Origin of the sequence: Nioella aestuarii (assembly GCF_050896395.1) — a bacterium.
In the GTDB taxonomy this organism is placed as follows: domain Bacteria; phylum Pseudomonadota; class Alphaproteobacteria; order Rhodobacterales; family Rhodobacteraceae; genus Nioella; species Nioella aestuarii.
This window is the reverse complement of the sequence record NZ_JBPBBA010000009.1, coordinates 1-26,862: the sequence shown is the minus strand read 5'-3', so window position 1 is coordinate 26,862 and position 26,862 is coordinate 1. Positions and strand designations below refer to the sequence as shown.

The 26,862-nt window shown below is 60.6% G+C and carries 25 protein-coding genes; 20 read left to right on the top strand and 5 right to left on the bottom strand.

Annotation, left to right across the window (positions count from 1 at the left end; genetic code table 11):
• Nucleotides 1–15: 15 nt before the first annotated feature.
• From glgC to ACROHD_RS07640, 12 genes are all read left to right on the top strand, one after another.
• Entirely contained in the window at nt 16–1,266 is a 1,251-nt protein-coding gene (glgC, locus tag ACROHD_RS07695) for a glucose-1-phosphate adenylyltransferase (protein WP_432677063.1), read from the top strand.
• A complete protein-coding gene (gene glgA, locus ACROHD_RS07690) occupies nt 1,263–2,687 on the top strand; it encodes a glycogen synthase GlgA (RefSeq protein ID WP_432676972.1) in 1,425 nt (474 codons plus the stop codon). Before glgC ends, glgA begins: the two co-directional genes overlap by 4 nt.
• Complete coding sequence (gene glgX, locus ACROHD_RS07685; protein WP_432676970.1) at nt 2,684–4,816, top strand: glycogen debranching protein GlgX; 2,133 nt, start codon at nt 2,684–2,686, stop codon at nt 4,814–4,816. Before glgA ends, glgX begins: the two co-directional genes overlap by 4 nt.
• Nucleotides 4,813–6,444 carry an alpha-D-glucose phosphate-specific phosphoglucomutase gene (locus tag ACROHD_RS07680; RefSeq protein WP_432676969.1) on the top strand — a complete coding sequence of 544 codons (1,632 nt, stop codon included), beginning with the start codon at nt 4,813–4,815 and terminating at the stop codon, nt 6,442–6,444. The genes glgX and ACROHD_RS07680 overlap by 4 nt, the downstream gene beginning before the upstream one ends.
• A 567-nt stretch (nt 6,445–7,011) precedes the next feature.
• A complete protein-coding gene (locus ACROHD_RS07675) occupies nt 7,012–8,235 on the top strand; it encodes a cytochrome P450 (protein ID WP_432676967.1) in 1,224 nt (407 codons plus the stop codon).
• Nucleotides 8,236–8,245: 10 nt separating this feature from the next.
• Nucleotides 8,246–8,569 carry a 2Fe-2S iron-sulfur cluster-binding protein gene (locus ACROHD_RS07670; RefSeq protein WP_432676965.1) on the top strand — a complete coding sequence of 108 codons (324 nt, stop codon included), beginning with the start codon at nt 8,246–8,248 and terminating at the stop codon, nt 8,567–8,569.
• The gene (locus ACROHD_RS07665) at nt 8,566–9,762 is read left to right on the top strand and encodes an NAD(P)/FAD-dependent oxidoreductase (protein ID WP_432676962.1); all 1,197 of its coding nucleotides are present in this window, start codon (nt 8,566–8,568) and stop codon (nt 9,760–9,762) included. Before ACROHD_RS07670 ends, ACROHD_RS07665 begins: the two co-directional genes overlap by 4 nt.
• On the top strand, nt 9,762–10,271 hold the full coding sequence (locus ACROHD_RS07660) for a MarR family winged helix-turn-helix transcriptional regulator (protein ID WP_432676961.1): 510 nt from the start codon (nt 9,762–9,764) through the stop codon (nt 10,269–10,271). Before ACROHD_RS07665 ends, ACROHD_RS07660 begins: the two co-directional genes overlap by 1 nt.
• A gap of 48 nt (nt 10,272–10,319) precedes the next feature.
• Complete coding sequence (locus ACROHD_RS07655; protein WP_432676959.1) at nt 10,320–11,309, top strand: TRAP transporter substrate-binding protein; 990 nt, start codon at nt 10,320–10,322, stop codon at nt 11,307–11,309.
• Between the two features lie 153 nt (nt 11,310–11,462).
• Entirely contained in the window at nt 11,463–11,975 is a 513-nt protein-coding gene (locus tag ACROHD_RS07650) for a TRAP transporter small permease (protein WP_432676957.1), read from the top strand.
• Entirely contained in the window at nt 11,972–13,279 is a 1,308-nt protein-coding gene (locus ACROHD_RS07645; protein ID WP_432676954.1) for a TRAP transporter large permease, read from the top strand. The genes ACROHD_RS07650 and ACROHD_RS07645 overlap by 4 nt, the downstream gene beginning before the upstream one ends.
• 256 nt (nt 13,280–13,535) lie before the next feature.
• Nucleotides 13,536–14,384, top strand: coding sequence for a YiiX/YebB-like N1pC/P60 family cysteine hydrolase (locus tag ACROHD_RS07640; protein ID WP_432676952.1), 849 nt, complete (start codon nt 13,536–13,538; stop codon nt 14,382–14,384).
• A gap of 16 nt (nt 14,385–14,400) precedes the next feature.
• On the opposite strand, the gene bhcD is transcribed toward ACROHD_RS07640, so the two are convergent.
• The 4 genes from bhcD to bhcA are packed head-to-tail and all read right to left on the bottom strand — an operon-like array spanning nt 14,401 to nt 18,777.
• Nucleotides 14,401–15,387: an iminosuccinate reductase BhcD gene (gene bhcD, locus ACROHD_RS07635; RefSeq protein WP_432676949.1), complete on the bottom strand. Its 987-nt coding sequence runs from the start codon at nt 15,385–15,387 to the stop codon at nt 14,401–14,403.
• Between the two features lie 10 nt (nt 15,388–15,397).
• Nucleotides 15,398–16,561 (bottom strand): 3-hydroxy-D-aspartate aldolase BhcC, encoded by a 1,164-nt coding sequence (gene bhcC, locus ACROHD_RS07630; protein WP_432676947.1) that lies wholly within the window; start codon nt 16,559–16,561, stop codon nt 15,398–15,400.
• Between the two features lie 39 nt (nt 16,562–16,600).
• The gene (gene bhcB / locus ACROHD_RS07625) at nt 16,601–17,575 is read right to left on the bottom strand and encodes a beta-hydroxyaspartate dehydratase BhcB (RefSeq protein ID WP_432676944.1); all 975 of its coding nucleotides are present in this window, start codon (nt 17,573–17,575) and stop codon (nt 16,601–16,603) included.
• Nucleotides 17,576–17,586: 11 nt separating this feature from the next.
• Nucleotides 17,587–18,777: an L-aspartate--glyoxylate aminotransferase BhcA gene (gene bhcA, locus ACROHD_RS07620; protein ID WP_432676941.1), complete on the bottom strand. Its 1,191-nt coding sequence runs from the start codon at nt 18,775–18,777 to the stop codon at nt 17,587–17,589.
• Nucleotides 18,778–18,992: 215 nt separating this feature from the next.
• Between bhcA and ACROHD_RS07615 the strand changes: the two genes are divergently transcribed.
• Nucleotides 18,993–19,811, top strand: a complete 819-nt coding sequence (locus ACROHD_RS07615) for an IclR family transcriptional regulator (protein ID WP_432676939.1) — start codon at nt 18,993–18,995, stop codon at nt 19,809–19,811.
• Here the strand turns inward: ACROHD_RS07615 and hemP are convergent, their stop codons facing one another.
• Entirely contained in the window at nt 19,812–19,973 is a 162-nt protein-coding gene (gene hemP / locus ACROHD_RS07610; RefSeq protein ID WP_432676937.1) for a hemin uptake protein HemP, read from the bottom strand.
• Nucleotides 19,974–20,268: 295 nt separating this feature from the next.
• On the opposite strand from hemP, the gene tig reads away from it, so the two are divergent.
• The 7 genes from tig to ACROHD_RS07575 form a co-directional block, all read left to right on the top strand.
• Nucleotides 20,269–21,594, top strand: a complete 1,326-nt coding sequence (tig, locus tag ACROHD_RS07605) for a trigger factor (protein WP_432676935.1) — start codon at nt 20,269–20,271, stop codon at nt 21,592–21,594.
• Between the two features lie 361 nt (nt 21,595–21,955).
• Complete coding sequence (locus ACROHD_RS07600) at nt 21,956–22,126, top strand: hypothetical protein (protein WP_432676933.1); 171 nt, start codon at nt 21,956–21,958, stop codon at nt 22,124–22,126.
• 170 nt (nt 22,127–22,296) lie between these two features.
• Nucleotides 22,297–23,742, top strand: coding sequence for a hypothetical protein (locus ACROHD_RS07595; RefSeq protein WP_432676931.1), 1,446 nt, complete (start codon nt 22,297–22,299; stop codon nt 23,740–23,742).
• Nucleotides 23,743–23,876: 134 nt separating this feature from the next.
• Nucleotides 23,877–24,338, top strand: coding sequence for a peptidase associated/transthyretin-like domain-containing protein (locus ACROHD_RS07590; protein WP_432676929.1), 462 nt, complete (start codon nt 23,877–23,879; stop codon nt 24,336–24,338).
• 90 nt (nt 24,339–24,428) lie between these two features.
• Entirely contained in the window at nt 24,429–24,896 is a 468-nt protein-coding gene (locus tag ACROHD_RS07585) for a hypothetical protein (protein WP_432676928.1), read from the top strand.
• 784 nt (nt 24,897–25,680) lie between these two features.
• Nucleotides 25,681–26,148 carry a hypothetical protein gene (locus tag ACROHD_RS07580; RefSeq protein ID WP_432676926.1) on the top strand — a complete coding sequence of 156 codons (468 nt, stop codon included), beginning with the start codon at nt 25,681–25,683 and terminating at the stop codon, nt 26,146–26,148.
• A 136-nt stretch (nt 26,149–26,284) separates the two neighbouring features.
• On the top strand, nt 26,285–26,862 hold a 578-nt coding region (locus tag ACROHD_RS07575), incomplete at its 3' end, for a hypothetical protein (RefSeq protein WP_432676925.1).

Genomic DNA, 26,862 nt, shown 5'->3' with positions numbered 1-26,862 from the left:
TATGACATGGCGGATATGACAAGGCTGTCGCAAAGATCGATGGCATTCGTACTGGCCGGAGGGCGCGGATCGCGCCTGAAAGAGCTTACCGATCGACGGGTCAAACCGGCCGTCTATTTCGGGGGCAAGACCCGGATCATCGACTTCGCCCTGTCCAACGCCGTGAATTCTGGCATTCGCCGCATGGCGGTCGCAACGCAGTACAAGGCGCATTCGCTGATCCGCCATTGTCAGCGCGGCTGGAACTTCTTCCGCGCCGAGCGTAACGAGTTTATCGATATCCTGCCGGCGTCACAGCGCGTGTCCGAGGATATGTGGTATCGCGGAACGGCCGACGCGGTAACGCAGAACATCGATATCGTGGACAGCTATGGCATCGAATACATCGTGATCCTCGCGGGCGACCATATCTACAAGATGGATTACGAAATCATGCTGCGTCAGCATGTGGAGGCCGGGGCCGACGTGACCGTCGGGTGCCTGACGGTCCCGCGCGAAGAGGCGAGCGCCTTCGGTGTGATGGCCGTCGATACCGAAAGCCGTATTACCTCGTTCCTCGAAAAACCGGCTGATCCACCGGGCACGCCGGAAGACCCGACCAAGGCGCTGGCCTCAATGGGCATCTACGTCTTCAACTGGGCTTTCCTGCGCGAGCTGCTTCTGAAGGATGCGGCGGATACGAATTCTTCCCACGATTTCGGGAATGACCTGATCCCGGAGATTGTGAAAAACGGCAAAGCCATCGCGCATCGATTTGACGACAGTTGTGTCCGCGCGGATGGCGCGCCGAGCTACTGGCGAGACGTCGGAACGATCGACGCCTTCTGGGAGGCGAATATCGACCTGACCGATTTCACCCCCGAACTGGACCTGTGGGATCAGAGCTGGCCGATCTGGACCTATTCGGAAAGCGTCCCGCCAGCCAAATTCATCCACGACGAAAAGGACCGGCGCGGCGTTGCGATCTCCTCGATGGTATCCGGGGGCTGCATCATTTCCGGCACCGAGGTGCGCAATTCGCTTCTGTTCACACAGGTTCACACGAATTCCTACGCAGTACTCGACCATTCCGTCGTCCTGCCCGATGTCGTCATCAATCGGTCCGCACGCTTGCGGAAATGCGTGATTGACCGGGGCGTTGAGATCCCGAAAGGGCTGGTCGTGGGCGAGGATCCGGTGGAAGATGCCAAGTTCTTTCGGGTGTCGGAAAAGGGCACGACGCTTATCACGAAGCCGATGGTTGAAAGGTGGCTGGACGCGCAATGATCAAGGTTCTCTCTGTCGCTTCGGAATGTGTGCCCCTTGTCAAAACAGGGGGCCTTGCCGATGTGGCAGGCGCGCTGCCCGGCGCTCTTGCAGGGCAGGGGGTCGAAATGCGCAGCTTGCTGCCCGGTTACCCGGCGGTGATGGCTGCGCTTGAGAATACGCAGATCGTGGCAGAGTTGGACAACTGCTTCGGCGGCGATGCTCGACTGTTGTCAGGGACCACTGCAGGTCTCGATCTTCTGGTTCTGGACGCGCCGCATCTCTATGATCGCGAGGGCAGCATCTATCTCGGGCCGGATGGACGTGACTGGCCGGATAACGCCGAACGCTTCGCAGCCTTGTGCATGGTGGGTGCCGATATCGCGGCCGGTCGCCTAGGCGATTGGCAACCTGATCTTGTGCACTGCCATGACTGGCAGGCGGGGCTTTTGCCGTATTACCTCAAGCGCGACGGGGTGCCGGTTCCAAGTGTTCTGACAATCCACAACGTTGCATTCCAGGGACTCACGCCAATGACCCAGGCGGGAAAGCTGGGGATCGCGGCGGGGGATCTGACCTCTGAACGGGCGGAATACTGGGCGCAGATTTCCGCCCTGAAACTGGGGCTGGTCTGTGCCGACAAGCTGACCACGGTTTCGCCAACCTATGCCAAAGAACTGATGACGCCGGAATTCGGCATGGGGCTGGACGGTGTGTTGCGTGCCCGGCGTGATGACCTGAGCGGAATCCTGAACGGCATCGACCTCGATGTCTGGTCTCCTGAACATGATGACCTTGTTCACACCTACAAGACCCCTCGTGGCAAACGTGCAAACCGCGTGGCCCTGCAGGAGGAGTTGGGGTTGCCACAGGCCAAGGGCCCGCTTTGTGTCGTCGTTTCACGGCTGACCGAGCAGAAGGGCTTGGATTTGCTGCTCGAGGCGCTGCCGGTCCTTTTGGACCGTGGTGGGCAACTTGCTTTGCTGGGTTCGGGCGACCCGGCATTGGAAGCTGCGTTTCAACGGATCGACAACCCCAATGTTGCTGTGCGCATCGGGTATGACGAGGCGCTGTCACATCGCATGATCGCGGGCGGGGACGCGATCCTGGTCCCATCACGGTTTGAACCTTGCGGGCTGACCCAGCTTTACGGGCTGCGTTATGGCACGCTTCCCGTCGTGGCGCTGACCGGGGGGCTCGCAGATACAGTCATTCCCGTCTCCCCGGCGACGATGGCGCGCCAGGTTGCGACCGGCGTGCAGTTCCATCCGGTGAACGCTGACGCGCTTTCGAATGCGCTGAAGCAGCTCTGCGATCTATTCGACACCCCCAAGCTGTGGTCGAAAGCTCAGCGGAACGCGATGGCACACCCCGTTGGCTGGGGCCCGTCAGCATCCGCCTACGCCACGCTTTACACTGAGCTTCTAGAGGCCGCTGAATGACCCAATTTCAGTTGAGTGCAGGGCGGCCAAACCCGCTTGGTGCAACTTTCGATGGCGAAGGGGTCAACTTCGCTGTCTTTTCGCAACACGCAACCCGTGTAACCCTGTGCCTGTGTGACGAAAAAGGGCGGGAAACCTATCTGATAGAGCTGGCCGAGCGCGAAGGCCATATCTGGCATGGCTACATCTCGGGCCTGCGTCCCGGGCAGCAATATGGCTACCGCGTTCATGGCCCCTATGCACCGGAAGAGGGGCACCGTTTCAACCCGCACAAGTTCCTGCTTGATCCTTACGCAAAGCGTATTGCGGGCCACCCCACCTGGAACGACGCGCTTTATGGTTACGAGATCGGCCATGTTCATGGGGACATGAGCTTTGACACCCGGGACAGTGCCCCCTACATGCCGCGTTCGGTCGTCGTGGACCCGTCCTTTACCTGGGGGCGTGGGGAACGCCTTCGGCTCGATACACCTTGGAACGAAACGATCCTCTACGAGGCGCATGTCAAGGGCCTGACCGCTCAGCGCAAGGACATCGCGCACGCCGGGCGGTTCCTCGGCATGGCATCGGGACAGATGCTGGATCATCTCACCGACCTCGGTGTGACCGCAATCGAGCTATTGCCGGTGCAGGCATCGGTTGATGACCGGTTTCTCGTGGATAAGGGGCTGCGGAACTACTGGGGATACATGACCTACGGGTTCTTCGCGCCAGAGCCGCGCTATCTAAGCAACCAGGACATCTCGGAATTCCAGCAGATGGTCGCACGATTCCACTCGGCTGGCATCGAGGTCATCTTAGATGTGGTCTACAATCACACGGCCGAGGGCGACCAACGCGGCCCGACGTTGAGTTTCCGGGGCCTGGACAATGCAAGCTACTACCGGCTGGCCGAGAACAAGCGCTTTTACGTCAACGACACCGGATGCGGTAACGCGCTGGATCTCGATCATCCCTTCGTGCTGCGCATGGTCATGGACAGCCTGCGGTACTGGGTCGAGGTGATGCATGTCGACGGCTTCCGCTTCGACCTGGCATCGACGCTTGCGCGCACCTCTGGCGGTTTCGACCGGGACGGGCCGTTCTGCCGCGCCATCCGGCAGGACCCGGTATTGAACAAGGTCAAGATGATTGCCGAGCCCTGGGATGTCGGCCCCGGTGGCTACCAATTGGGTGCGTTCCCGTCGCCCTTTACCGAATGGAACGACAAGTATCGCGACAATGTCCGGAAGTACTGGCGCGGGGATGCCAGCATTACCCGTAAACTGGCTGGAAACATCACCGGTTCTGCCCTGCGCTTTGATCATGATGGACGCCCTGCGACCTCTTCCATCAACTTCATTACGTCCCATGACGGTTTCACGCTGATGGATACGGTCAGCTACAATCACAAGCATAACGGGCCCAATGGCGAAGACGGCGGGGACGGGCACGATCACAATTTTTCCGACAATTGCGGCCAGGAAGGGCCGACAGACGATCCAGCCATTCTTGCCCTGCGGGCTCAGAGGCGGCGCAACATGTTCGCCACGCTGATGCTGAGCCAAGGAACCCCAATGATCCTGGCGGGCGATGAGCTTGGCAATTCGCAGATGGGCAACAACAACGCCTATTGCCAGGACAATGAGGTTGGCTGGGTCACCTGGGACGAAGCCGACCCGGATTTCCTCGCCTTCTGCCGCCTGATGATCGCTTTTCGCAAGGCGAGCCCCATTCTGCGCCAGAAACGCTTTTTGCATTCTCGTAAGCGCGCCGTGGATGGTAAACCGGATGTTTTCTGGCGCCGTGCAGACGGCGCGGCAATGTCGGAAGAGGACTGGCGCCAGCCAGACCTTAAGTTTCTTGGGGTCGAGATGCGTATGGCGCGCGGCACTCCGGCTTACGAACCCCGTTTCGGCGCGATCTTCCTGATGTTCAATGCAGGCGGAAAGACAACGGCCTTTCTGCCTGAAACCCTGCCGGGACATCGCTGGCAGCGCGTGATCGATACGTCCGGACAAAGCGCGGCCGCGCCACGCCACGGGAGGGTGAGCGTCGCTGATAACAGCGTTGTGGCGTTTGAGCTGCGTCCGGTTTCAGGCAGGCCAACCGCCGGTGCGGCCAAGGAAGTTAGAAAGGCCATGATATGACCATTCAGACGATTGCAACGACACCGATTGATGACCAGAAACCGGGCACCAGCGGCCTGCGCAAGAAGACACGCGTCTTCATGCAACCTGGATACCTGGAGAATTACGTTCAGGCGATTTTCGACGGGATCGGCGGTGTAACCGGCAAGACGCTCGTGATCGGGGGGGACGGGCGATACTATAACGATAGTGCCATCGGGATCATACTGCGCATGGCGGCAGCCAACGGGGTGGCAAGATGCATCGTGGGGCAGCGGGGGCTATTGTCGACACCGGCTGCCTCGAACCTGATCCGCAAACGCCGCGCTGATGGCGGGCTGATCCTGTCGGCCAGCCACAACCCCGGCGGCGTGGATGAGGATTTCGGCCTGAAATACAACGGCCCCAATGGTGGCCCCGCGACGGAAGCTGTGACCGCGCAGATCTATGCCCGAACCATGGATATCTCGTCCTACCGTATCCTCGAGGCCGACGCCGTTCAGATCGACGCCCTTGGGGAGAGCCATCTTGGCGACATGGCGGTCGAGATCGTTGACCCTGTGTCGGATTACGCGGAACTGATGGAAGAGCTGTTCGATTTCGGCGCGATTGCCGGATTGTTCAGTGGCGGCTTCCGTATGTGTTTCGATGCCATGCACGCCGTGACTGGCCCCTATGCGCGTGAGATCCTGGAAAATCGGCTCGGGGCTCCGTCCGGGACTGTCGTCAATGGCACCCCGAGCCCCGATTTCGGCGGTGGTCACCCGGACCCGAACCCTGTCTGGGCCAAGGCGCTGATGGACGTCATGTATGGCCCGGATGCCCCCGATTTCGGCGCGGCCTCGGATGGGGATGGCGACCGCAACATGATCGTCGGGGCGCATTGCTATGTCAGCCCTTCCGACAGCCTTGCGCTGCTGACTGACCTTGCGCATCTGGCGCCGGGGTATTCCGGCGGGCTGGCTGGTGTCGCCCGGTCCATGCCCACCTCGGCCGCGGCGGATCGCGTGGCTGAGGCAAAGGGCATCGCGCATTTCGAAACGCCGACCGGCTGGAAGTTCTTTGGCAATCTGCTCGATGCGGGCAAGGTCACGATCTGCGGAGAGGAAAGCGCCGGCACAGGATCCGACCATGTGCGGGAAAAGGACGGGCTGTGGGCGGTTCTTTTGTGGCTCAACATCCTGGCCGTTACCGGAAAGTCCGTGGCGGAGCTGATGGCGGAACATTGGGGGCGATACGGTCGGAACTATTATTCACGCCATGACTACGAGGCTGTCGACAGCACCGTGGCCAACGCCCTGATCGACAATCTGCGCGCCCGCCTGGATAAGCTGCCGGGTCAGTCGGCTGCCGGGCTGACGATCTCGGGGGCAGATGAGTTTGCTTATGACGATCCCGTGGATGGCTCGACATCGACAGGGCAGGGGATCCGCATCTATTTCGAAGGTGGTGGCCGTGCCGTGTTCCGCCTGTCCGGCACCGGCACAGAGGGTGCAACGCTGCGTGTCTACCTTGAACGGATAGAATCCGAACCGGATGCGCTTGCGCAGGACCCCCAAGCGGCACTGGCGTCTGTCATCGCTGCAGCCGATGCCGTCGCAGAGATAACGAACAGAATCGGCAGAACCACGCCAGACGTCATCACCTGAGGCGAGCAAGCGATATCGGACTGACCTGTGGCTGATATCGACACCCCGTTCGTGAACGGGATCTCACTATGCCTTATCGAGCGTTTGGAACAGACATTGAGCAACACTGCCCGGTGGGTGCGATAAGCCCAAAACCCACCCTTATGATCTCGCCCGAAACGGTCGTAATGGGGCTGACGCAAGACATGATACGCTTGTTTGCGGCAGCCCACCCGCACCATGAAGTCATCATAAACATCTGTCATAGTTAAAAAATCTCGACATATATCGAGTTTGGACCGCCCAGGCAGCCACCTGGTTGTTGGACCCTAGCGCTTCAGACATTGCCTGAAATGTCGTGTGAGCAGTCTTCGCGTTGAGATCATCAGCACGGAAAGGCGCGAGGCGCCTAGCAGCTTTCGTACTGGGGGCCTTACCATTGGGCTGGACGCATCGTATCGCGGTTCAACGCTAGAGCACCCCAAATCACCCGGTTCTGAATTTTAGTTGACAAATCAACTCGTGCCCCATAAACCCGTCACCAGTTGAGGAATCAACTCAAATAACGTTCAAGGGAGGAGTTATTCGATGGGTATGGTTGAAGGCCACCGGCGTATCACGCCACCCGATGGAATGCCGGTGTGGGATGTCGATCCCTACGATCCGGGTATTCTGCAAAATCCGCTCTCTTACTATTCCGAGCTGCGTTCCAAGGGTGAGCCGGTCTACCTTCCCCGCTACAGCGTCCTTGCCGTTGGTCGCTATGAGACCACCCAAAAGGTGTTCAGCGATCACGAGAATTTCGTCTCGTCGCGCGGTGTCGGATTGAACGACTTCAAGCTGGAAAAACCCTGGCGCAAGCCGTCGATCATTTTGGAAGTAGATCCGCCTGAACACACCCGGACCCGCAAGGTCATGGCCCGTGCACTCTCGCAGAAGGTCGTGAAGGGGTTTGCGGAGCTCTTTCGCGATACGGCAGAACGCATCGTCGACTCGGTGCTTGAGAAGGGCACGATCGAGGCGGTTTCCGAGTTCGCCGAAGTCTTCCCGACGACCGTGTTTCCCAAGGCGGTCGGAATGCACGACAGCAATGCGCGTTACCTGGTCGATTACGGTGCGATGGTTTTCAACGCGGTCGGGCCAGACAATGAAATCCGCCGCCGTTCGATGGAAAAAGAGACCGAGATCGTGGCATGGATCAACGGGGCCTGTGCCCGTGACCGGCTAAGCGAGGACGGGCTTGGCGCGCGTATCTACGCGGATGCCGACGCAGGCGAGATCACCCATGACGAAGCGTCTATGCTGGTGCGATCCTTCCTCTCTGCGGGGGTTGATACCACGGTTACAGGGATCGGCAGCGCGCTTTGGTGCCTGTCCCAGAACCCAGGAGAATGGGAGCGGTTGAAAGCCGATCCGAGCCTTCTGCGGCCTGCGTTTGATGAGGTTCTTCGCTACACCTCGCCGGTTCATACCTTTGGTCGCACGGCTGGTCGGGACACAGAAATCGCCGGGTTCCCCGTTGAAGAGGGAACCAAGATCCTCTGCGTGCTTGGCGCAGCGAATATGGACCCTGACAAGTGGGAAGACCCGCAAAGCTTCCGTGTCGACCGCCGCCCAAGGGGGCACCTGGGATTCGGTGCAGGGATCCATGGTTGCGTCGGGCAGAACATCGCGCGGGGCGAGCTTGAGGCGGTTTTGAAGGTGTTGATCGAGAAGGTCGACCGGATCGAACCGGCTGGTGAGGCCGTCTGGCGCCCTAATAACTCGATCCATGCGCTCGACACGCTGCCCATCACATTCATCCCGAACTGAGGTTCAGCTCATGCCCAAGATCACCTTTGTCGAATTCGACGGAACCAAAACGACGGTCGACGCCCAGGAGGGTGAAAGCGTGATGAGCGTTGCCGTTGCGAATGGCATTGATGCGGTCGTGGCGGAATGCGGCGGGTCGATGATGTGTGCGACCTGCCACTGCTATGTCGATGACGCTTGGGCCGAGAAAACCGGCGAACGCATGGACGGTGAAGACGACATGCTGGAATGCGCCGCGTCAGAGCTGCGTGAAACCTCGCGCCTGTCCTGCCAGATCAAGATCACGGATGAGCTTGACGGGCTCATCGTGCATTTGCCGGAAGACCAGATATGAGCAACGGCCGCGTCATCATCATCGGGGCGGGGCAGGGCGGATTACAGGCAGCCATGTCCCTGCGGCAAGAGGGCCATGCCGGGTCGATCACCCTGATCGGTGCCGAACCGGGTCTGCCCTACCAACGCCCGCCCCTGTCCAAAGCCTATCTGAAGACCGGAGATGCTGGCCCACTGACTCTAAGGCCCGAGCTGTTCTTCGAAAAGAAGGACATAGCGCTCGTACCCGGCACGACGGTAGACCGTATCGACCGTCAGACCCGCAGGGTCTACGCCGGAACGCGGCATTGGGATTATGACCACCTGATCCTTGCGACGGGAACGCACAATTTCCGGCCTCCGATCCCCGGTATTGAACGCGCGCTCAATCTCAGAACCCTTTTGGATGCCGAAGGTCTGAGGTCCGCCCTGGACCGCAAATTGAAGATCGCTGTCATCGGCGGGGGCTTCATCGGATTGGAGTTTTCGGCAGTCGCCTTGGGGCTCGGCCACGACGTGACGGTCGCAGAGGCTGCCCCCCGTCTGATGGCGCGCGCGGTGTCGCCAGAGATGTCACAGCTGTTCTTCGACAAGCACGCGGAGCTTGGCACGAAGGTCTTGTTAAACGCAGCGGTGGCAGCGGTTGAGGATCGCGGGATCAAACTGGCCGATGGGACGTTTATTGAGGCTGATCTGACGCTCCTTGCGGCAGGTGTTCGCCCGAATTCAATGCTTGCAAGTGAGGCCGGGCTCGAAACGGAAAACGGCGTTGTCGTCGATGCAGGGCTCCGAACCTCGGATCCGGCGATTTTCGCAATCGGAGATTGCGCCGCCTTCCCCTATCCGGGCACGGACGGTCTGGTGCGTCTCGAAAGCGTGCAGGCCGCAACCGACCACGCCCGTTTGGTCGCCAAACAGATCGTTGGCAGATCCAAGCTCACCTATAACGCTGTGGCGTGGTTCTGGTCCGACCAGGCGGATTGGAAGCTTCAGATCGCGGGCCTCGCCGCCCCTTCGGATCGCAGCGTCGTCAGGGACGCAACGCGGGTCTTTCGGTTCCGCGATGACATTCTGACCGCGATCGAAACCATCAATGACGCCAAAACACATATGCAGGCACGTAAATGCCTGTCTGCCCACCCGGGGCCAACCCGTGCAATGCTAGAGGCGGTCGGGTATGACCTGACCGCTCTAACAGTAGGGACCCCCGCATAATGACAAACCACAAAGACATACTACCAGACCGGCCGAGCCCCGTTGTCACCCGCAATGGTAACGAGATTCTCGACATCCATCGCTACGCGCCCTTTCTGCTGAACGCAGTCAACGGGGCCTGGCAACGCAAGACCTCGGGCATCTACCGCACCAGATTCGACCTCGGAATTGTCGATTGGCGCGTGCTGTCGATGCTGATGATCGAACCCCGGATCACCGCGAACCGGGTCTGCGAGGTCATTCGGTTGGACAAGGCCGCAGTCAGCCGCTCGCTCAAGGCGCTTCATTCCAGGGGATTTCTGGATTTCGAAGCGCTGCCCTCGGACGAGCGCAAACGGACCTGGTGGCTAACCGAAGAGGGGATGTCGGTGCATCGCCAGATCCTCGCAATCGCGCTTGAGTGTGAGGCCGAGATGGTCGCAGGGGTCGATTCCGAAGACCTCGAAACATTCCTGCGCGTCATGACACGATTCCTGTCGAATCTCGAAGCGGCGGAACGGGAGAAATGAATTTCCGCCAGAGCTAGGACCACACATGCCAATAGGGAGGAAACCAGCATGTTGACCAAGACCTTAACCACCTCGATTGTCGCCGGATCGATACTGGCTGCGACAGCCGCAACTGCTGAAGAACTCTCGTTGGCGGATTTCTCGCCGCCCACCCATTTCGTGGTCGAGCAGGTCTATACGCCCTTCGCCGACTCCATCGCGGCCGCAACGGGCGACGAGGTGACGGTGCGTCTCTACATGGGTGGTGAACTCGGACCGGGACCGGCAGAGCAGTATAACCGCGTGGTTGACGGGGTCGCCGATCTCGCCTTCAGCCTGCCGGGCTATACCGCCTCCAATTTCCCGACAACCTTGTTGGCTGAACTGCCGGGCGTCATCACTGCCGAAACCGGGACCGCGGCCATTCAGGCCAATCTCGACATGCTCGCGCAAGAGTACCGCCGCGTACAGCTGGTCGGGCTGTGGAATAACGCGCCGAACCTGCTGCTGATGGCCGATACACCGGTTGACAGCATTGATGACCTCGAAGGGTTGAATATCCGCGTACCGTCTCGAAATGCGGGGCTTGTTGTTCAAGCCTGGGGGGCAAACCCGGTCTCTATGCCCGCACCCGGCATCTACAACGCGATGCAGACCGGTGTCATCGATGGTGCCATGATTGACGCCACAACACTGAATGCGTTCCGACTGGCTGAGGTCACGAACTACATCACGCATGGCATGGATACGACGATCTCGCTCTTCTATCTGATCATGAACCGCGACGTCTTTGCCGACCTGTCTGAAGAGCATCAGGCCGCGATCCTCGAGGCAGGGCACCAGGCCTCACTCGATGGCAGCGCCGCCTGGCTTGCCGTTGCCGAGAGCGCCCTGGCCCAGTTTGCCGCGACCGAGGGGCGTCAGGTGATCGAGCTGTCCCCGGAAGAGGCCGACCGCTTCAACGCGGCATCCGGACCGGTGGTGGAACAGATCATCGCTGACGCAGATGCTGAAGGTCTGCAGGCCTCGGCCTATGTTGCCGCCCTACAGGGGTACTGACCTGCTGGGTGGGCATCTTTTGCCCGCCGAAATCCGACGACCCGCACGTCCTGTGTGGGTCGTCTGACCTCAGAGACTACGCTTCGCGTTCGGTCTGTCCTGATCTTTTCGACAGCGAAACGCCGAAACCGCAAACCACTAGGAGGCACTTCCATGACCTCTCTTTCTTCAGTTTCCCGGCTGTTTGAGCGAGCGACCTATGTTCTGGCGACACTGGCGGGCATCTGCCTGCTGTTCATGATGGGTGTCATCGCGGCATCTGTCATTATGCGCTATGTCGTTGGCCAGCCGATCCTTGGTGTGAACGAGATCGTGCAGCTGACCGCAGTTGCCATGGTGATGGCGGCGCTGCCCTTTTGCACTTTTCACAACGCGCATATCGCGGTTGACGTCCTGGATAACCACATCGGCAAATGGGGGCGGCTGATCGGGGATATTGGCTCGCGTCTTCTGTCTGGTTTGGTGTTGGCCTTGTTGTGCCGCCGTGCCATCCTCAAGGTGCTCGACACCTACGAATTCAACGATACGACGAACATGCTGAGCCTGCCGCTCTGGCCCTTCTACGCCATACTCGCAGCGGGGAGCGGTCTGTGCGTTCTGATATTCGCCGAGCAGATCATCATGCGTCTGGCCGGCCATGAAAACGCGATGGAGCATGGAACATGAGCCCCGAACTCGCTGGCCTCGTTGGCATCTTCTGCCTATTCGTTCTGATGATCCTGCGCACGCCTGTGGCGTTCGCTATGATGCTCGTCGGCTTCTTCGGCTATTGGTATCTAGAAGGCGCGCGCGGTGCTGGTGCGGTGATCCTGACAGAGAGTTTCTCGGCGATCTCGAACTATTCACTGATCGTGGTGCCGATGTTTATTCTGCTCGGCAACATCTCCTCGGCTGCCGGCTTCAGCCGGGGGCTTTATGATGCGGCCTTCGCCTGGGTTGGCCAGGCCAGAGGCGGGCTTGCCTCGGCGTCGGTCCTCGGATGCGCTGCCTTCGCCGCGGTGTCGGGGTCGTCCGTGGCCACGGCGGTGACGCTCGGCAAGGTCGCGCTGCCCGAGATGCGGCGTTTGGGCTATGCACCCAGCCTCGCCACCGGGTCGATCGCCGCAGGCGGCACACTCGGCTTTCTCATTCCGCCGTCAACCGGGTTCGTTCTCTATGCAATCCTCACCGAGGAATCGATCGGACGGCTGTTCATGGCGGGCATCCTGCCAGGCCTGCTGCTGACCATCCTCTTCATTGTCACGATCTGGCTGATCGCAACGCGCGACCCGGCCGCTGGTCCCCGAGGCGAGGCGGTGCCATTGGCAGAGCGTTTCGTCCTCTTGGGCCGTGCCATGCCGTTGTTGGCGGTCATCGTGGTGTCCATCGGCGGAATTTATCTGGGCGTCTTCACCCCGGTCGAGGCCTCGGGCATCGGTTCTTCGCTGGTGCTGATCCTGGCGCTGGTCCAGCGAAAGTTGAGCTTTGAGAAATTTCGTGGTGCGATCCTCGATACGCTCAAGACCTCGGCGATGCTGTATACGATCGTGATCGGGGCGAATGTCCTGAACCCGTTTTTTGCAGTAACCCATATTCCCGCAACGCTCGGCACGGGGTTGGAATCGCTCGGGCTAGGGGCCTATGGCACGCTCTTCGTCATTCTGTTGGCCTATATCGTGCTCGGCATGTTCATGGATGGGCTGTCGATGCTGGTGATCTCGATCCCGATTGTGTTTCCGGTGATCCTGCAGCACGGGTTTGATCCGATCTGGTTCGGTGTCGTAGCGGTGATCGTGATCGAGATGGGCATGATCACACCGCCCGTCGGCCTCAACGTCTTCGTCGTCCGGGGCGTGGCGGGGGACGTGTCCCTAACCACGGTCTTCAGGGGCGTCACGCCGTTCCTGATCGCTATGATCATTGGCCTTCTGCTGATCATCGCGTTCCCGGGCATTGCGTTGCTGATCCCGAATTCCATGTTCGGGGGCTGAGGGGCGCAGTGATTGCGGCGGGGCCCCGGTCAGGAGCCCCGCCCACTACTATCTCATGCAGTGATCCGTTGAGGGGAATGATGACCCCGCCCCCTGGCGAGAGGTCAATCTCCACCCCTGACAGGTCGAAAATGCCGTCCCGCGCTGGACCCACCGGGCCCGCCATCCTCGCGTTTGTGCACCCGCTTGCGCGCCGTCTAATGACCTTCTGCGATTTATCTGCCATCCTATGCGCATCAGAGCGGAAGGGTGCGCAATGAAAGGATGGCGAGCGGGTGTCGCAGGGATGGCTCTGCTGGGTCTTGCAGGCTGTTCCGATCAGCCGGTTCCCGCAGATATCGCACAGGCCGCCCCGGCCGATATCACAGCAGGCTGCTGTCAGGGGACGGGGTCTTACCCTGACTGGATGATCGAACTGGCCGATGCCAATGTCGGCACCATGCGCCGGCTTGGGCTGATCCAGTTTCGCCCTGGCCGCATGACATCGCAGCCCGAGGCTACGGCGCTGTTGCAAGACAGCCTGCGCCCCATGGATCTGGTGTTCTTCCATTCGGACAACCGCGTGTCGGGCCTGCTGATCCCCGGTCAGTTCACCCATGGCGCGACCTATATCGGAACCGAGACACAACTGCGCGAGGCGGGGCTTTGGCATCTGCCGGAACTGGTGCCCTTTCATCAGCAGATTCGCGACGGAAACCTCTACCTGGAGGCGGTAGATGGTGGTGTGCGCTTGGCACCCGCCGAGGTGGTGCTGGATACCGACGCCGTCGTCGCCCTGCGCCCGCCACCCGCCACGCGCGCCACTGCCTTGCGTCGGGGGATGGATCAGATGGGCACGCCCTTCGACATGCGGTTTGATGCGGGCGACGCGTCGGCCTTGTTCTGTGCCGAGCTGATCGCGCTGATGTTTGCCGAAGCGGAATTGCCCCGTACTGCTGTACCGGGTCGCGAGACGATCCTGATCGACCGGATTGTCGCCGGGGCGTTGGCGGGCGATCTGCCCTTTGCTTTGGTCGGGTATATCGAGGCCACGCCAGGCGGAGGGGCCCGCGTGGCCTCGGTTCAGGATCTGGCCTGGGATCTGCGCCGGAACTGGCCCGACTGACCCCGGCCCGACCCGGTCAGAGCGTGACCCGCGTGGCCTTGCCCGCAGCCTCTGCCAGTTTCGCAGCGGCAGATGCCACGGCAAGATCCTGCAACCCCACTCCTGTGCCGTCAAAAAGGGTGATCTCCTCGTCCGACCGGCGGCCGGGGTGGGTGCCGTTGATCACCTCGCCAAGCGGAGTGATCTGATCTGCGCCGATCAGACCCGCGATCACCGCATGTTGCGCTTCGCCGATGCTGACGGATTGCGCGATTTCATCGGTAAAGACCGTGGCTGCCGCGACCAGGGCGGGGTCGACCTCCTGCTTGCCTTTGGTGTCGGTGCCCATGCAGGCGATGTGGGTGCCAGGCTTGATCCATTCTTGCATAAGAAGTGGTTCATAGGCGGACACGATGGTGATGATCACATCGGCCTCGGCCCCCAGACCCTCTGGCGTCACCGCCTCGAATTCCAGCCCCAGTTCCGCGGCGACAGTGGCAAGGCGGTTCAGCCGCTCGGGGTTCCGGTTCAAGGCGACCACCTTTTCGAACCTGCGCTGCTCGGCGGCGGCGCGCAGTTGAAAGGTGGATTGGTGCCCCGCGCCGATCATGCCCAGAACCTTGGCATCCTTGCGCGCCAGATGCGCGATGGACACCGCAGACGATGCTGCCGTGCGCAGGGCGGTCAGGTAGTTTCCGCCCACAAGAGCCGACAGTTGCCCGGTGTCTGGGTCAAACAGGAACACGGTGGATTGGTGATTGGTCAGCCCCTTCGCCATGTTCCCCGGCCAATAGCCCCCCGATTTCAGGCCGAGCGTCAGTCCCGCCCGGTCAAAGCCCGACTTGAACCCGTAAAGCGCATCTGCATGGCCCAAAGCCTCGCGGATCACGGGAAAGTTTCGCGCCTCGCCCGAGGCCATGGCGGCAAAGACGGATTGCACCGCATCAAAGGCGGCAGGCCGGTCCATGAGCTCCTGGCAAAGCGCCTCGCCCACGATCAGCAGGCCATCTGTTTCACGGGTCATACTCGCCACCTCAATAGGCCTTGCCACGGGCAGACACCGGCCAGACCGCTTCCACCTTGCCGTTGCGCACACCCACATACCAATCGTGGACATTGCAGGTTGGGTCGCAGTGGCCGGGCACTAGCCGCAGTTTGTCGTTGACCTTCAGCGCGCCTTGCGGGTCGCTGACCACGCCATGTTCGTCGGAGCATTTTGCGTAGGTCACATCGTCCCGCCCGAAGATCACTGGCAGTCCGCTATCGACCGACTGCGCCTTTAGCCCCGCATCAACTATCGCCTTGTCAGCCTTCGCGTGGCTCATGACGCTGGTCAGGATGAACAGTGCGTTTTCCCATTCCCCTTGGTCGATCCGCTTGCCGTTTTCATCGAGGATACGGCCATAATCGGCGTCCATGAAGGCATAGGATCCGCATTGAAGTTCGTTATAAACCCCTGAATTACTTTCGAAATAATAGGAGCCGGTGCCGCCGCCAGACACCAGTTCCGCCTCCAGCCCTGCAGCTTTCAGCGCCGCAACCGCTTCGGCCACCTGGGCGATGGCGATATCCAGCTTGGCCTTTCGGTCTGCATAGCTGTCCAGATGCTGCATGGCGCCCTGATAGGCCTGGATGCCGGTGAATTTCAGCCCCGGCGCAGCTTCGATGGCCTTGGCGATCTCCACCACTGCCGCCGCAGACGTGACCCCGCACCGTCCAGCACCGCAGTCGATCTCGATCAGGCACTCGATCTCGGTGCCATGGCGGGACGCGGCGTCGGAAAGCTCCGCCACATTGGCGAGGTCATCCACGCAGACCAGCACCCGCGCGCCCAGTTTGGGCATCCGCGCCAGACGGTCCAACTTAACCGGGTCGCGCACCTGGTTGGACACCAGCACATCCTTTATGCCGCCGCGCGCGAACACCTCGGCCTCGCTGACCTTCTGACAGCAGACCCCAACCGCGCCGCCAAGCCGTTCCTGCAACAGCGCAACGTCCACGGATTTGTGCATCTTCCCATGCACCCGGTGGCGCATTCCGTGCGCTTTGGCGTAGTTGCCCATCTTGATGATATTACGCTCCAGCGCGTCCAGATCGAGGATCAGGCAGGGCGTCTGGATGTCGGCCTCGTTCATGCCGGGCTTGGCGGGGATGTCGAAGCCAACGTCGTAAGCGTCGAAATCGGTCAGATCTTTCATGATGTTCTCCTTCGTTGGACGCGTGCGTAGGGTGGGCTGTTAGCCCACCATCCACGGCAACCGGTCCAGATCGACGTTACCGCCGGTGATGATGACACCGACGCGCTTGCCGGCATAGAGGTCTCGGTTCTTCAAAATCGTGGCCAGCGGCACGGCGCTGGAGGGTTCCATCACCACGCGCAGCGCCTTCCAGGTCAGTTTCATCGCGTCGATGATCTCCTGCTCGGTCGAGGTCTGCACATCGGTCACGAAGCGGGACACGAAATGCCAGGTGTTTTCCTTCAACGGCACTTTCAGCCCGTCAGCGATGGTCTCGGGCGCGTCATCGGCGATGATATGACCCGCGCGGAAGCTGCGGGCGGCATCGTCGGCCTGCTCGGGTTCTGCCGCATAGATCGCGGTTTTGGGCGCGAGGTTCGACAGCGTCAAACAGGTGCCCGAGATCATGCCGCCGCCACCGATGGGGGCCACAACCGCATCAAGCCCGCCGGTCTGTTCCAGCAGTTCCGCAGAGCAGGTGGCCTGACCCGCGATTACGCGCGGATCATTGTACGGATGGACGAACTCGCCCCCCGTGCGCGCCTGCACCTTGGCAAAAACCGCCTCGCGGCTGCTGGTCGAGGGCTCGCATTCGGTGATGATCCCACCATAGCGGCGCACGGCGTCTTTCTTGGCCTGAGGCGCGGTGCGCGGCATCACCACGTTGCAGGGAATGCCCCGCCGCCCCGCCGCGTAAGACAGCGACAGCGCGTGGTTGCCGGAACTGTGGGTGCAGACGCCGCGCGCGGCCATCTCCTCGGACAGTCCAAAGACCGCATTGCAAGCCCCGCGCACCTTGAAGGCCCCGGCCTCCTGCAGGTTCTCGCATTTGAAGAACAGCTCGGCCCCGGTCAGGTCGTTCAGGAACTCTGACTGAAGCACCGGTGTCCGCCGGATATGGGGCCTGATCCGCTCATGCGCGGCGCGCATGTCGTCGATGGTCAGGGTCTCAACAGCTGTGGTTGCGTCCAGCATCTTGGGTCTCCTCATGCTGCCGATTTCAGGGCATCGGAACGGCTGGCGCGGAAATACTCCTGTGCCGCCGCAACGCCGGACCCAAGCGTGACCGGATAATCCAGATCGGCCATGGCCATCTCGATCGTGGCCAGCCCCGACAGCACCATGACATCGGTCAGGCTGCCCAGATGGCCAATGCGGAACGCCTTGCCGTTCATCTGCCCCAGCCCGATGCCGAAGCTGACGCCATAGGCCGAAAACGCGTGATCGGTCAGCGCGTTGCTGTCGAACCCGTCCGGCACATAAATCGCGCTGACGGTGTCAGAATAGAGGTCGGGCGATTGCGCGACCAGCCTCAACCTCCAGGCATCGACCGCCTGGCGCACGCCCTCTGCCAGCCGGTGGTGGCGGGCATAGACGTTGTCCAACCCTTCCTCGAACAACATCTTCAGGCTTTCGCGCAGCCCATAGATCAGCTGCAAGGGCGGGGTGTAGGGGAACCCGCCCGAGGCATTGGCCTTCATCATGTCGCGGAAATCGAAGAAGGTGCGGGGCAGGGTGGCGGTGTCCATGGCGGCCAGCGCCTTGGGGCTGACGCAGAGGATCGCCATACCGGTGGCCAGCATAAACCCCTTTTGCGATCCCGAAACAGCGATATCCACGCCCCAGGCGTCGAACTCGAAGGGCATGGAGGCCAGCGAACTGACGCAATCGACAAACAGCATCGCCGGGTGCCCCCCCGCATCCATCGCTCGGCGCACGGCAGCGATGTCAGAGACGACGCCGGTTGCGGTTTCGTTATGGGTGACCAGAACGGCCTTGATCTTGTGGGCATCGTCGGCGGTCAAAGCGGCCTCGAACGCATCGGCAGGCGCCCCTGCGCCCCAATCGCACTCGATCACCTGAACCTCCAGCCCGTGGCGCTGGCACAGGTCGATCCAGCGATGGCTGAACATGCCGTAACGCGCGACAAGAACCCGGTCGCCGGGCGACAGCGTATTGGTGACAGATGCTTCCCACCCACCGGTTCCGCTGGCGGGGAAGGTGATGATCTGGCCTTCGCGGCTGCCAAAGACGCGCTTCGTGTCCTCCAGCACTGGGGCAAAGGTCTCCACGAAATCGGGCGCGCGGTGGTCCTGCGTCTGCACATGCATCGCAAGGCGCAGCCGGTCGGGCATGTTGGTCGGGCCGGGAATGAAGATCGGGTTCTGGGTCGACATGGGGGTTCCTCCGCTATGCCCACAGGATCGGACAGGGTGAAGGGTTTTACAATTTTCTCAGAAAAGGTTTTTGAATACTTCAATGATCCATCAAACTGTCTGTATTTCATGGAAATTTATTTACTGCAAAAAATGGAAAATAATTCCATAATGTGGATGTTGGGCGTAACCCTGCGCACGCAACCCTTGGATTCGCACCTTCGAAAGGCCCCCTCATGGCAGATCAGAAACGCGCCCGCGGACGGCCCAAATCGCAGTTCAAGGAAAGCTCCGCCAGTACGCTGAATTCGCTCGACCGGGCGCTCGGGCTGTTGACCACGCTGGCGCAGGCGGAACGCGCGACGCTGACCGATCTGGCACTGTCGGCGGGCGTGCCAACGGCCACCACGCACCGTATCCTGACCACTCTGCAAAAGCGCGGCTTTGTCAGTTTCGACGAGGACCGGCAGGACTGGATGATCGGGTTGGAGGCTTATCGCACGGGCGTCTCTTACCTCAGCCGCAATGGCATTGTTGAGGCGGGGCAGGTGATCCTGCCGCAGCTGATGCGCGAGACGGCAGAGACCGCGAACCTTGCCGTGCCGGACGGGGCAGAGGTGGTCTTTGTCGGTCAGGTGGAAACCAAGAACCCGGTGCGCGCCTTCTTCCCGCCCGGTGCGCGCACGCCCATGCACGCATCCGGTACCGGCAAGGCGATTCTGGCGGCCATGGGGGAAGATCAGGCGCAGAAACTGTTGCAGGGCGCGGGTTTGCAGCGGTTCACCGACAACACGCTGGCGACCCCTGCGGCGCTCTTCGAAGATCTCGCGCTGACCCGCGCGCGCGGCTTTTCCTTCGACCGAGAGGAACGGTTCGTGGGCATGTCCTGCGTTGGCTCGGCGATCTATGACGAGAACGGGCTTCCTTGCGCCGGTGTCTCCGTCTCTGGCCCTGATGCGCGGTTCGATGCGGGCAGCGTCGCGGGCTTCGGCACCGCCGTTGCCCGCGCGGCGCGCGAGATCACCCGGATCAGCGGCGGGCGGATGCCCGGCTGATCATTTGGTCAGCAAGAGCTTGCCTGCCCGCGTCAGGCGCAGGGTGTAGACCTGATCCTCCAGCGCGATATAGGCGACGCGGCTGTCCCCGAGCAGGTCGCCGGCGCTGTGGACCGGGGCGGATTGGGTCAAGGTCTGGGGCAGGGGGATTTGGGCGGTCATCTGGGCTCTCCTGTTTCGCGCGGCGGCATTTGCGCGTGTCTGTCGCGGTTCCTGTTTGGCGTCGGTGGCTGCGGGAGGCTGGCTGGTGACAGGCTTAATCTGATAAAAAGAGTCGGAAATGTCAAGCCCGGCCTGACGCCACTTACAAACAAGAATGCGCGGGATTCCCGGCCAAACCGGGCCGTGGTCCGGGCTTTGGGCTTGCAAGCCCGTCCCCGCCACCCTAGAAGGCCACAGATTTTCTTATCCCGTCGCGTCCCAATGGATGCCACGGGCCCGGCGAACGAGGAAAAACATGCAGGTCAATGAGACCCTGAACGAAGGGCTGAAGCGCGGTTACGAGATCACGATCACCGGGGCCGAGCTGGAAGCCAAAGTTAACGAAAAGCTGGAAGAAGCCCGCCCCGAAGTGGCGATGAAGGGCTTCCGCAAAGGCAAAGTGCCGATGGCACTGCTGAAAAAGCAGTTTGGACCCCGCATCATGGGCGAAGCCATGCAGGAATCCGTTGATGGCGCCATGCAGGCCCATCTGGAAGAATCCGGCGACCGCCCGGCCATGCAGCCCGAAGTAAAGATGGTCAACGAGGACTGGAAAGAGGGCGACGATGTTGTCGTCTCCATGTCCTACGAAAAGCTGCCCGAGATTCCGGAAGTCGACTACAAGGCGCTGACCCTTGAGAAACTGGTCGTCGCCCCGGCAGAGGAAGACGTTCAGGACGCGTTGAAGAACTTGGCCGAGTCGGCCCAGAACTTCGCCACCAAGAAGGGCAAGGCCGCTGATGGCGACCAGGTCGTGATCGACTTCGTGGGCAAGGTTGATGGCGAGGCATTCGAAGGCGGCTCCGCCGAGGATTACCCGCTGGTTCTGGGGTCCAACAGCTTCATCCCCGGTTTCGAGGAACAGCTGGTTGGCGTGAAGGCTGGCGAAGAAAAGGCCGTTGAGGTCTCCTTCCCCGAGGAATACGGCGCCGAGCATCTGGCCGGCAAAGCCGCTGTCTTCGACTGCACCGTCAAGGAAGTGAAAAAGCCCGTCGCCGCCGAGATCGACGATGAACTGGCCAAGAAATACGGCGCCGAAGACCTCGCCGCACTGAAAGGCCAGATCGAAGAGCGCCTGAAGGCCGAATATGCCGGTGCCGCCCGCGCGGTCATGAAGCGCAAGCTGCTTGATCAGCTGGACGCTGCCGTGAAGTTTGACCTGCCGCCGTCGCTGGTCGAGGCTGAAGCCAAGCAGATCGCGCATCAGCTGTGGCACGAAGAAAACCCCGACGTGCAGGGCCACGACCACCCCGAGATCGAGCCGACCGATGAGCACAACGGTCTGGCCGAGCGCCGCGTGCGTCTTGGCCTACTGCTGGCTGAGCTGGGTCAGAAGAACGAAGTTCAGGTCTCTGACGCCGAAATGACCCAGGCGATCATGAACCAGGCGCGGCAGTACCCGGGCCAGGAACGTCAGTTCTTCGAATTCATCCAGCAAAACCAGGCCGCACAGCAGCAGCTGCGCGCACCGCTTTTCGAAGACAAGGTCGTCGATTTCGTCTTCGAAATGTCCTCCGTGACCGAAACGGAAGTCTCCAAGGACGAACTTCAGGCGGCTGTCGAGGCGCTGGAAGACGAATAAGTCTAACGACTATCGGAACTGAAGAAGGGGCTGCGCCGTTGCGCGGCCCCTTTTTTATTCTCATGAGCGGATTTTGTGCCCCTGATCCGGAAACAATGTTTTTGTCACTTCACCCGAGTTTTCATTAGCCATGTCGCGCGGAACGGGGTTATGCTTTGGAAATCCAGGATGTTGTGCCAAGTTGGTTGCGATTTTTTTGAACCTTTAGCGCCGCTTGCGGCACCTACACTCAGATGGGCGCTGGTCTCATCGAATATCAGATAGCGGATCCCGACTGCCATTGGGACGGATCCGGTTTCAAACTGAAACGGCCTAATTGGCCCCTGATCGTGGTGTAGGGAAACACAGGGAGGGAATGGACATGCGATCGGTGAACCCGACGATCATGATCCTGACTGGAAGATATCCTGCCGTTGTTGCGGGCCTGTCCATCTTCACCCAAGCTTTGTCTGCCGTGCTGATCCGCCCTCAGGCTGAACCGGTTCCGGTTCGCGTGATGCGCGAGGATTGCCACCCCCGGAGGTATGGATGATCCGACGGCGTTCAGCAGATTTCACGAATAACAGGGGCGTTCGCCGCCTCTGTTCGACGGTCCTGTCGACTTTGGCAGGGCCGAGCCGCTCGGAAAAGATCATGACCGTTCGGCGCATTGGGACAAATTCTGTTCATGATCATCACTCTTGTATCTTTGGAGGAACACCCGTGAGATACCTTGCAACGGCCGCTTTGGGCCTTATCGCCATGACAACGGCTGCAGCCGCCTGTCCGACCTATAGTCAGACTGGCGCCAGCTATACGTATACCGGCGACCAGCTCTATGCTCCGCAAAGCTTTGGTGTTGTGGCCGGTGGCCAGAACAACATTGCCAACTGCGGCGTGCCGGGCGTGAACCGCACCGGTTGGGTCACCAGCGCCCCTGACTTCAGCTTTTACCTGTCTGGAATGGATCAATATTACCTGGTGGCCGACGTGGTCAGCCAGTGTGACGCCGTCCTGCTTGTGAACACCGCGAACACCACCTGGATGTTCGACGACGATTCCAACGGCAACCTGGATCCTCGCCTGGAAATTCGCGGCGCGAGCAACCTTAACGGCCGTCTGGACGTTTGGGTGGGCACCTATAATGGTACCTATTGCGACGCGACCCTGAACATGGAGACTTGGTACGCTCAGGCCCCCGCACCGACGCCTCCGGGCGGTGGTTTCCAGCCTGCACCTGTTCCGCAGCCGCCAGCGCCGGCGCCGCAACCGCCTGCGCCTGCTCCGCAGCCCGCTGGTGGATGCCCAACCTGGTCGCAGCCCGGCCAGATGGTCTACATCACCGGTCAGCAGCTCTATAGCCCGACCAGCTATAACGTTCAGGCTGGTGGCAACACCAACATCTCGTCCTGTGGCGTCGGTGGCCGCGGCTATGCCTACCCCAATCCGCACTATTCCTACATGCTGTCTGGAATGGAAGGATATGGCCGCCTGGAGATCGAAGTGACCAGCGCGTCCTGTGACACCACTTTGCTGGTGAACACGCCGGATACCACCTGGTATTTCGACGACGACAGCCGTGGCAACCTTCAGCCCCTGCTGAACATCCCGTCTTCGGCGTCGCTGAACGGTCGTCTGGACCTGTGGGTTGGCACCTATAACGGCAACTCCTGCCCGGCGACTGTGGAACTGGAAACCTGGCACAATGCGGCCACTCCTGCGCCGCAACCGCCTGCGCCTGCTCCGCAGCCCGCTGGTGGATGCCCGACCTGGTCGCAGCCCGGACAGATGATCTACATCACCGGTCAGCAGCTCTATAGCCCGACCAGCTACAACGTTCAGGCTGGTGGCAACACCAACATCTCGTCCTGTGGCGTCGGTGGCCGCGGCTATGCAAACGCCAACCCGCACTACTCCTACATGCTGTCGGGAATGGAGGCATATGGCCGCCTGGAGATCGAAGTGACCAGCGCGTCCTGTGACACCACTTTGCTGGTGAACACGCCGAACACCACCTGGTATTTCGACGACGACAGCCGTGGCAACCTTCAGCCCCTGCTGAATATCCCGTCCTCGGGTGCTCTGAATGGCCGTCTGGACCTGTGGGTCGGTACCTATAACGGTTCTTCCTGCCCGGCGGTGGTCGAGCTGGAAACCTGGTACAACTGAGACCAGCAATGAAACGGGCAGGGGCCATCCTACGGGGTGGCCCTTCCTCTCTCAGGCTCCGATGCGGAATATTCGCGAGATCGGACAAACCAGAACCCCGGGGCAATTGAGCCTGCCATACCCGGAGATTGACGATGAAACCTCTTTTTCTGTCCGCCGACCCGATGTTGGATGCCGCCGCTGCGGTCCACGCCAGCATGAATTACCCGTTGGGTGGGGATGAAGAGGTACTCAATTCCAAAGTCAGCCTGACCCACGAACGCGACGACGGCGTCCAGGTCGGCCCTGAACACGCGCTTATCGCCCGCGGCATTCAAACTTCAGGACACGGATCAGCCGCGCCCATCATGTCATTCCGCCTGGCTCGAATGGATCACCACCCGCTGGAGATCCGGGGCAAGGCCCACTGCGACACTGTCTTGCTGGCGACTGCCGCTGGCGGGACGTGGCACAATAACGATGACGGTCCTTACGGCCAAAACCCCCAGTTCAATCTACGTGGATCGGCCCCGTCAAACGGGCGCGTGGATGTCTGGGTTGACAGCTGTGCAGGGCAGACCTGCTTCGGAGGGTTGATCCTTGAATCCGACGGCTGACAAAAAATCACCGGATCCGCAAAAAAGTGTAGACACAACACTAACGCTGATCTATACAGACTGTGCATGACAAATTAAGGAGTTATCCAGATGCGCACCATTCTTTCAGCTTTCCTTGTATTGATCTCGCTGACGGCAGCCGCCTCGGCGTGCCCGACCATCACCCAGGGCCGCCAGTCCTTCTCGGTGACCGGTCAGTACCTGTATTCGCCCCGCTCCTACGGCGTGATCGCCGGCGGCGGCCAGTACCTCCGCAACTGCGGGTTCAACCACACCGGCTACGTGATTTCGCAGCCCGACTTCTCGTTCTACACCTCGGGCATGGCGCCTTACGGCCGTCTGGAAATCGAAGTGACCCAGGCTGCCTGTGACACCGTCCTTCTGGTGAACTCGGCCAACGCGTCCTGGTTCTTCGACGATGATTCCGGCGGCTACCCGAACCCCCGCATCAACCTGTACGGCACCTCCAACACCCAGGGCCGCATCGATGTGTGGGTTGGCACCTACGGTCCTTCGACCTGCTCGGCCACGCTGGAAATGGAAACCTGGTATAACTGATCCTGTCGATTGACAGCAGTCAGGAAGGGCCGTCCCGAAAGGGGCGGCCCTTTCTTGTTTGCGGGCCCGGATCGCACCTGATCACAGGCCTGCGTGTGGGGAGAAGACTATGAGACATCATACTTAGGCGGCGTTCTGGCGGTGACTTCTTCACCGGCTCTGACCTGCCCCGACTACACCGCTCCGGCCTATGTCAGCTACAGCTACCCCGCCGCACAATTGCGACGACGACCTATCACTTTCTATCGTATTGCCGGAGGGGAACACCGTTTGATCGAATGTGGGATGCGCGTGGGGAGTAGGGGGGTGTCGTCCACGAACCGGACTTCCAGTTCACGATGCAGGGTGCAGAGATTGGCTATAACGTCTGTTTCCGCGTTCAGGCCGCTTGCGACACTATTCTCCTGGAACGCGCGCCAAATGGCGAGGTCCGCTTTGATGACACTTCACCCGGCTATCTAAACGCACAGGTGGAGCTGATCGGCAGGCAACGAGCCAGCGGCCCGATTCATGTCTGGATTGGCACGGCTGACGGAAGCGGGTGCGCAGCGGACCGGGTAGTTATGACAGATAGCTGAGGCGAGTGGCGGGAGCACGCGAGCGACGCGAGGAATAGAAAAAGTAATTTAAATCAAATAGATAGAATCCATTAGTCAAAAAATGTTATCGGATAGCAAAAAAGGTGTGGACATCACACTAAGTGTTAGTTATACACATACTCGTGAACACCGAAACACAGCACAACATCACATTCCTATCACCACAAAATTTGGAGATCTAATTCATGCGTACTCTTCTTGCTTCCGCCGCCGTTTTCATGGGTCTTGCCGCAGCAGCTGCTGCTTGTCCGACCTACTCGATGCAGGGTGCAACCTTTGCCGTTACGGGTCAGGACCTGTATTCGCCGAACTCCTACTCGGTTACGGCCGGTGGCAATAACAACCTGCGCAACTGTGGCTTCAACCACCCCGGTTACGTGATTTCCGCACCCGATTTCACCTTCTACACGCAGGGTATGGCGCCCTATAACCGTCTCGAAATCGAAGTGACCTCGCAGGCTTGCGACACCGTTCTTCTGGTGAACTCGGCCAACGGTTCGTGGTTCTACGACGATGACTCCAACGGCAATCTGCGTCCTGCCATCAACCTCTATGGTCAGTCCAACATCTCTGGCCGCGTGGATGTCTGGGTTGGCACCTACGGCACCTCGCTGTGCCCGGCGACCCTGGAGATGGAAACCTGGTACAACTGATCCGATGTGATCGGAACGAGCAACGAAAAGGGAGTCGGCTGGCCTGACTCCCTTTTTGTGCCGCGGCGAACGCCAAGGGGCGTTCCCAAACGACTTTTTCTTGATAAACTGGCCTCATTCTCAGGGAGATACCGCAATGAAAACCCTTTTAACCTCTGTCGCTCTTCTGTTTGCTGGCAGCGCTGCCGCGCTGGCCTGCCCGAGCTACATGCAGCCTGGCGCATCCTATGAATTCACAGGCGACATGCTGACCACACCGCAGACCGCCCCGACTATCGCTGGTGGCCAATTCTCGGTTCAAAGCTGCGGACTGCCCGGCTTGGGCTACGCAAATGCCGTGCCTGCCTACTCTCTGATCCTAAGCGGCATGGACAACTACGCGCTGGAAATGAGCGTTGTGTCAGAATGTGACGCGACCCTTCTGGTCAACACCGTCAACACCACATGGCTGTTTGACGACGATTCCAATGGCAACCTTGATCCGCGCCTGACCGTTTCCGGGGCCGAGAACCTTAATGGCCGCGTGGATGTGTGGGTTGGCACCTATGGTGGTAATAGCTGCAACGCTCAGCTGACGATCCAGACCGTTCCCGCCGCTGGTGGTGCAGCGCCCGCACCGGGTACTGGTTTTGCACCTACACCAGCGCCTGCACCTGCACCTGCACCTGCTCCGGCGCCTGCTCCGGCACCCGCTCCGGCACCGGCGCCTGCACC

What these genes read in the sequence shown, in the direction of transcription:
- glgC (WP_432677063.1), top strand. Translation starts at nt 16, where the DNA reads ATGACAAGGCTGTCGCAAAGATCGATGGCATTCGTACTGGCCGGAGGG.
- glgA (WP_432676972.1), top strand. Translation starts at nt 1,263, where the DNA reads ATGATCAAGGTTCTCTCTGTCGCTTCGGAATGTGTGCCCCTTGTCAAA.
- glgX (WP_432676970.1), top strand. Translation starts at nt 2,684, where the DNA reads ATGACCCAATTTCAGTTGAGTGCAGGGCGGCCAAACCCGCTTGGTGCA.
- ACROHD_RS07680 (WP_432676969.1), top strand. Translation starts at nt 4,813, where the DNA reads ATGACCATTCAGACGATTGCAACGACACCGATTGATGACCAGAAACCG.
- ACROHD_RS07675 (WP_432676967.1), top strand. Translation starts at nt 7,012, where the DNA reads ATGGGTATGGTTGAAGGCCACCGGCGTATCACGCCACCCGATGGAATG.
- ACROHD_RS07670 (WP_432676965.1), top strand. Translation starts at nt 8,246, where the DNA reads ATGCCCAAGATCACCTTTGTCGAATTCGACGGAACCAAAACGACGGTC.
- ACROHD_RS07665 (WP_432676962.1), top strand. Translation starts at nt 8,566, where the DNA reads ATGAGCAACGGCCGCGTCATCATCATCGGGGCGGGGCAGGGCGGATTA.
- ACROHD_RS07660 (WP_432676961.1), top strand. Translation starts at nt 9,762, where the DNA reads ATGACAAACCACAAAGACATACTACCAGACCGGCCGAGCCCCGTTGTC.
- ACROHD_RS07655 (WP_432676959.1), top strand. Translation starts at nt 10,320, where the DNA reads ATGTTGACCAAGACCTTAACCACCTCGATTGTCGCCGGATCGATACTG.
- ACROHD_RS07650 (WP_432676957.1), top strand. Translation starts at nt 11,463, where the DNA reads ATGACCTCTCTTTCTTCAGTTTCCCGGCTGTTTGAGCGAGCGACCTAT.
- ACROHD_RS07645 (WP_432676954.1), top strand. Translation starts at nt 11,972, where the DNA reads ATGAGCCCCGAACTCGCTGGCCTCGTTGGCATCTTCTGCCTATTCGTT.
- ACROHD_RS07640 (WP_432676952.1), top strand. Translation starts at nt 13,536, where the DNA reads ATGAAAGGATGGCGAGCGGGTGTCGCAGGGATGGCTCTGCTGGGTCTT.
- bhcD (WP_432676949.1), bottom strand. Translation starts at nt 15,387, where the DNA reads ATGACCCGTGAAACAGATGGCCTGCTGATCGTGGGCGAGGCGCTTTGC.
- bhcC (WP_432676947.1), bottom strand. Translation starts at nt 16,561, where the DNA reads ATGAAAGATCTGACCGATTTCGACGCTTACGACGTTGGCTTCGACATC.
- bhcB (WP_432676944.1), bottom strand. Translation starts at nt 17,575, where the DNA reads ATGCTGGACGCAACCACAGCTGTTGAGACCCTGACCATCGACGACATG.
- bhcA (WP_432676941.1), bottom strand. Translation starts at nt 18,777, where the DNA reads ATGTCGACCCAGAACCCGATCTTCATTCCCGGCCCGACCAACATGCCC.
- ACROHD_RS07615 (WP_432676939.1), top strand. Translation starts at nt 18,993, where the DNA reads ATGGCAGATCAGAAACGCGCCCGCGGACGGCCCAAATCGCAGTTCAAG.
- hemP (WP_432676937.1), bottom strand. Translation starts at nt 19,973, where the DNA reads ATGACCGCCCAAATCCCCCTGCCCCAGACCTTGACCCAATCCGCCCCG.
- tig (WP_432676935.1), top strand. Translation starts at nt 20,269, where the DNA reads ATGCAGGTCAATGAGACCCTGAACGAAGGGCTGAAGCGCGGTTACGAG.
- ACROHD_RS07600 (WP_432676933.1), top strand. Translation starts at nt 21,956, where the DNA reads ATGCGATCGGTGAACCCGACGATCATGATCCTGACTGGAAGATATCCT.
- ACROHD_RS07590 (WP_432676929.1), top strand. Translation starts at nt 23,877, where the DNA reads ATGAAACCTCTTTTTCTGTCCGCCGACCCGATGTTGGATGCCGCCGCT.
- ACROHD_RS07585 (WP_432676928.1), top strand. Translation starts at nt 24,429, where the DNA reads ATGCGCACCATTCTTTCAGCTTTCCTTGTATTGATCTCGCTGACGGCA.
- ACROHD_RS07580 (WP_432676926.1), top strand. Translation starts at nt 25,681, where the DNA reads ATGCGTACTCTTCTTGCTTCCGCCGCCGTTTTCATGGGTCTTGCCGCA.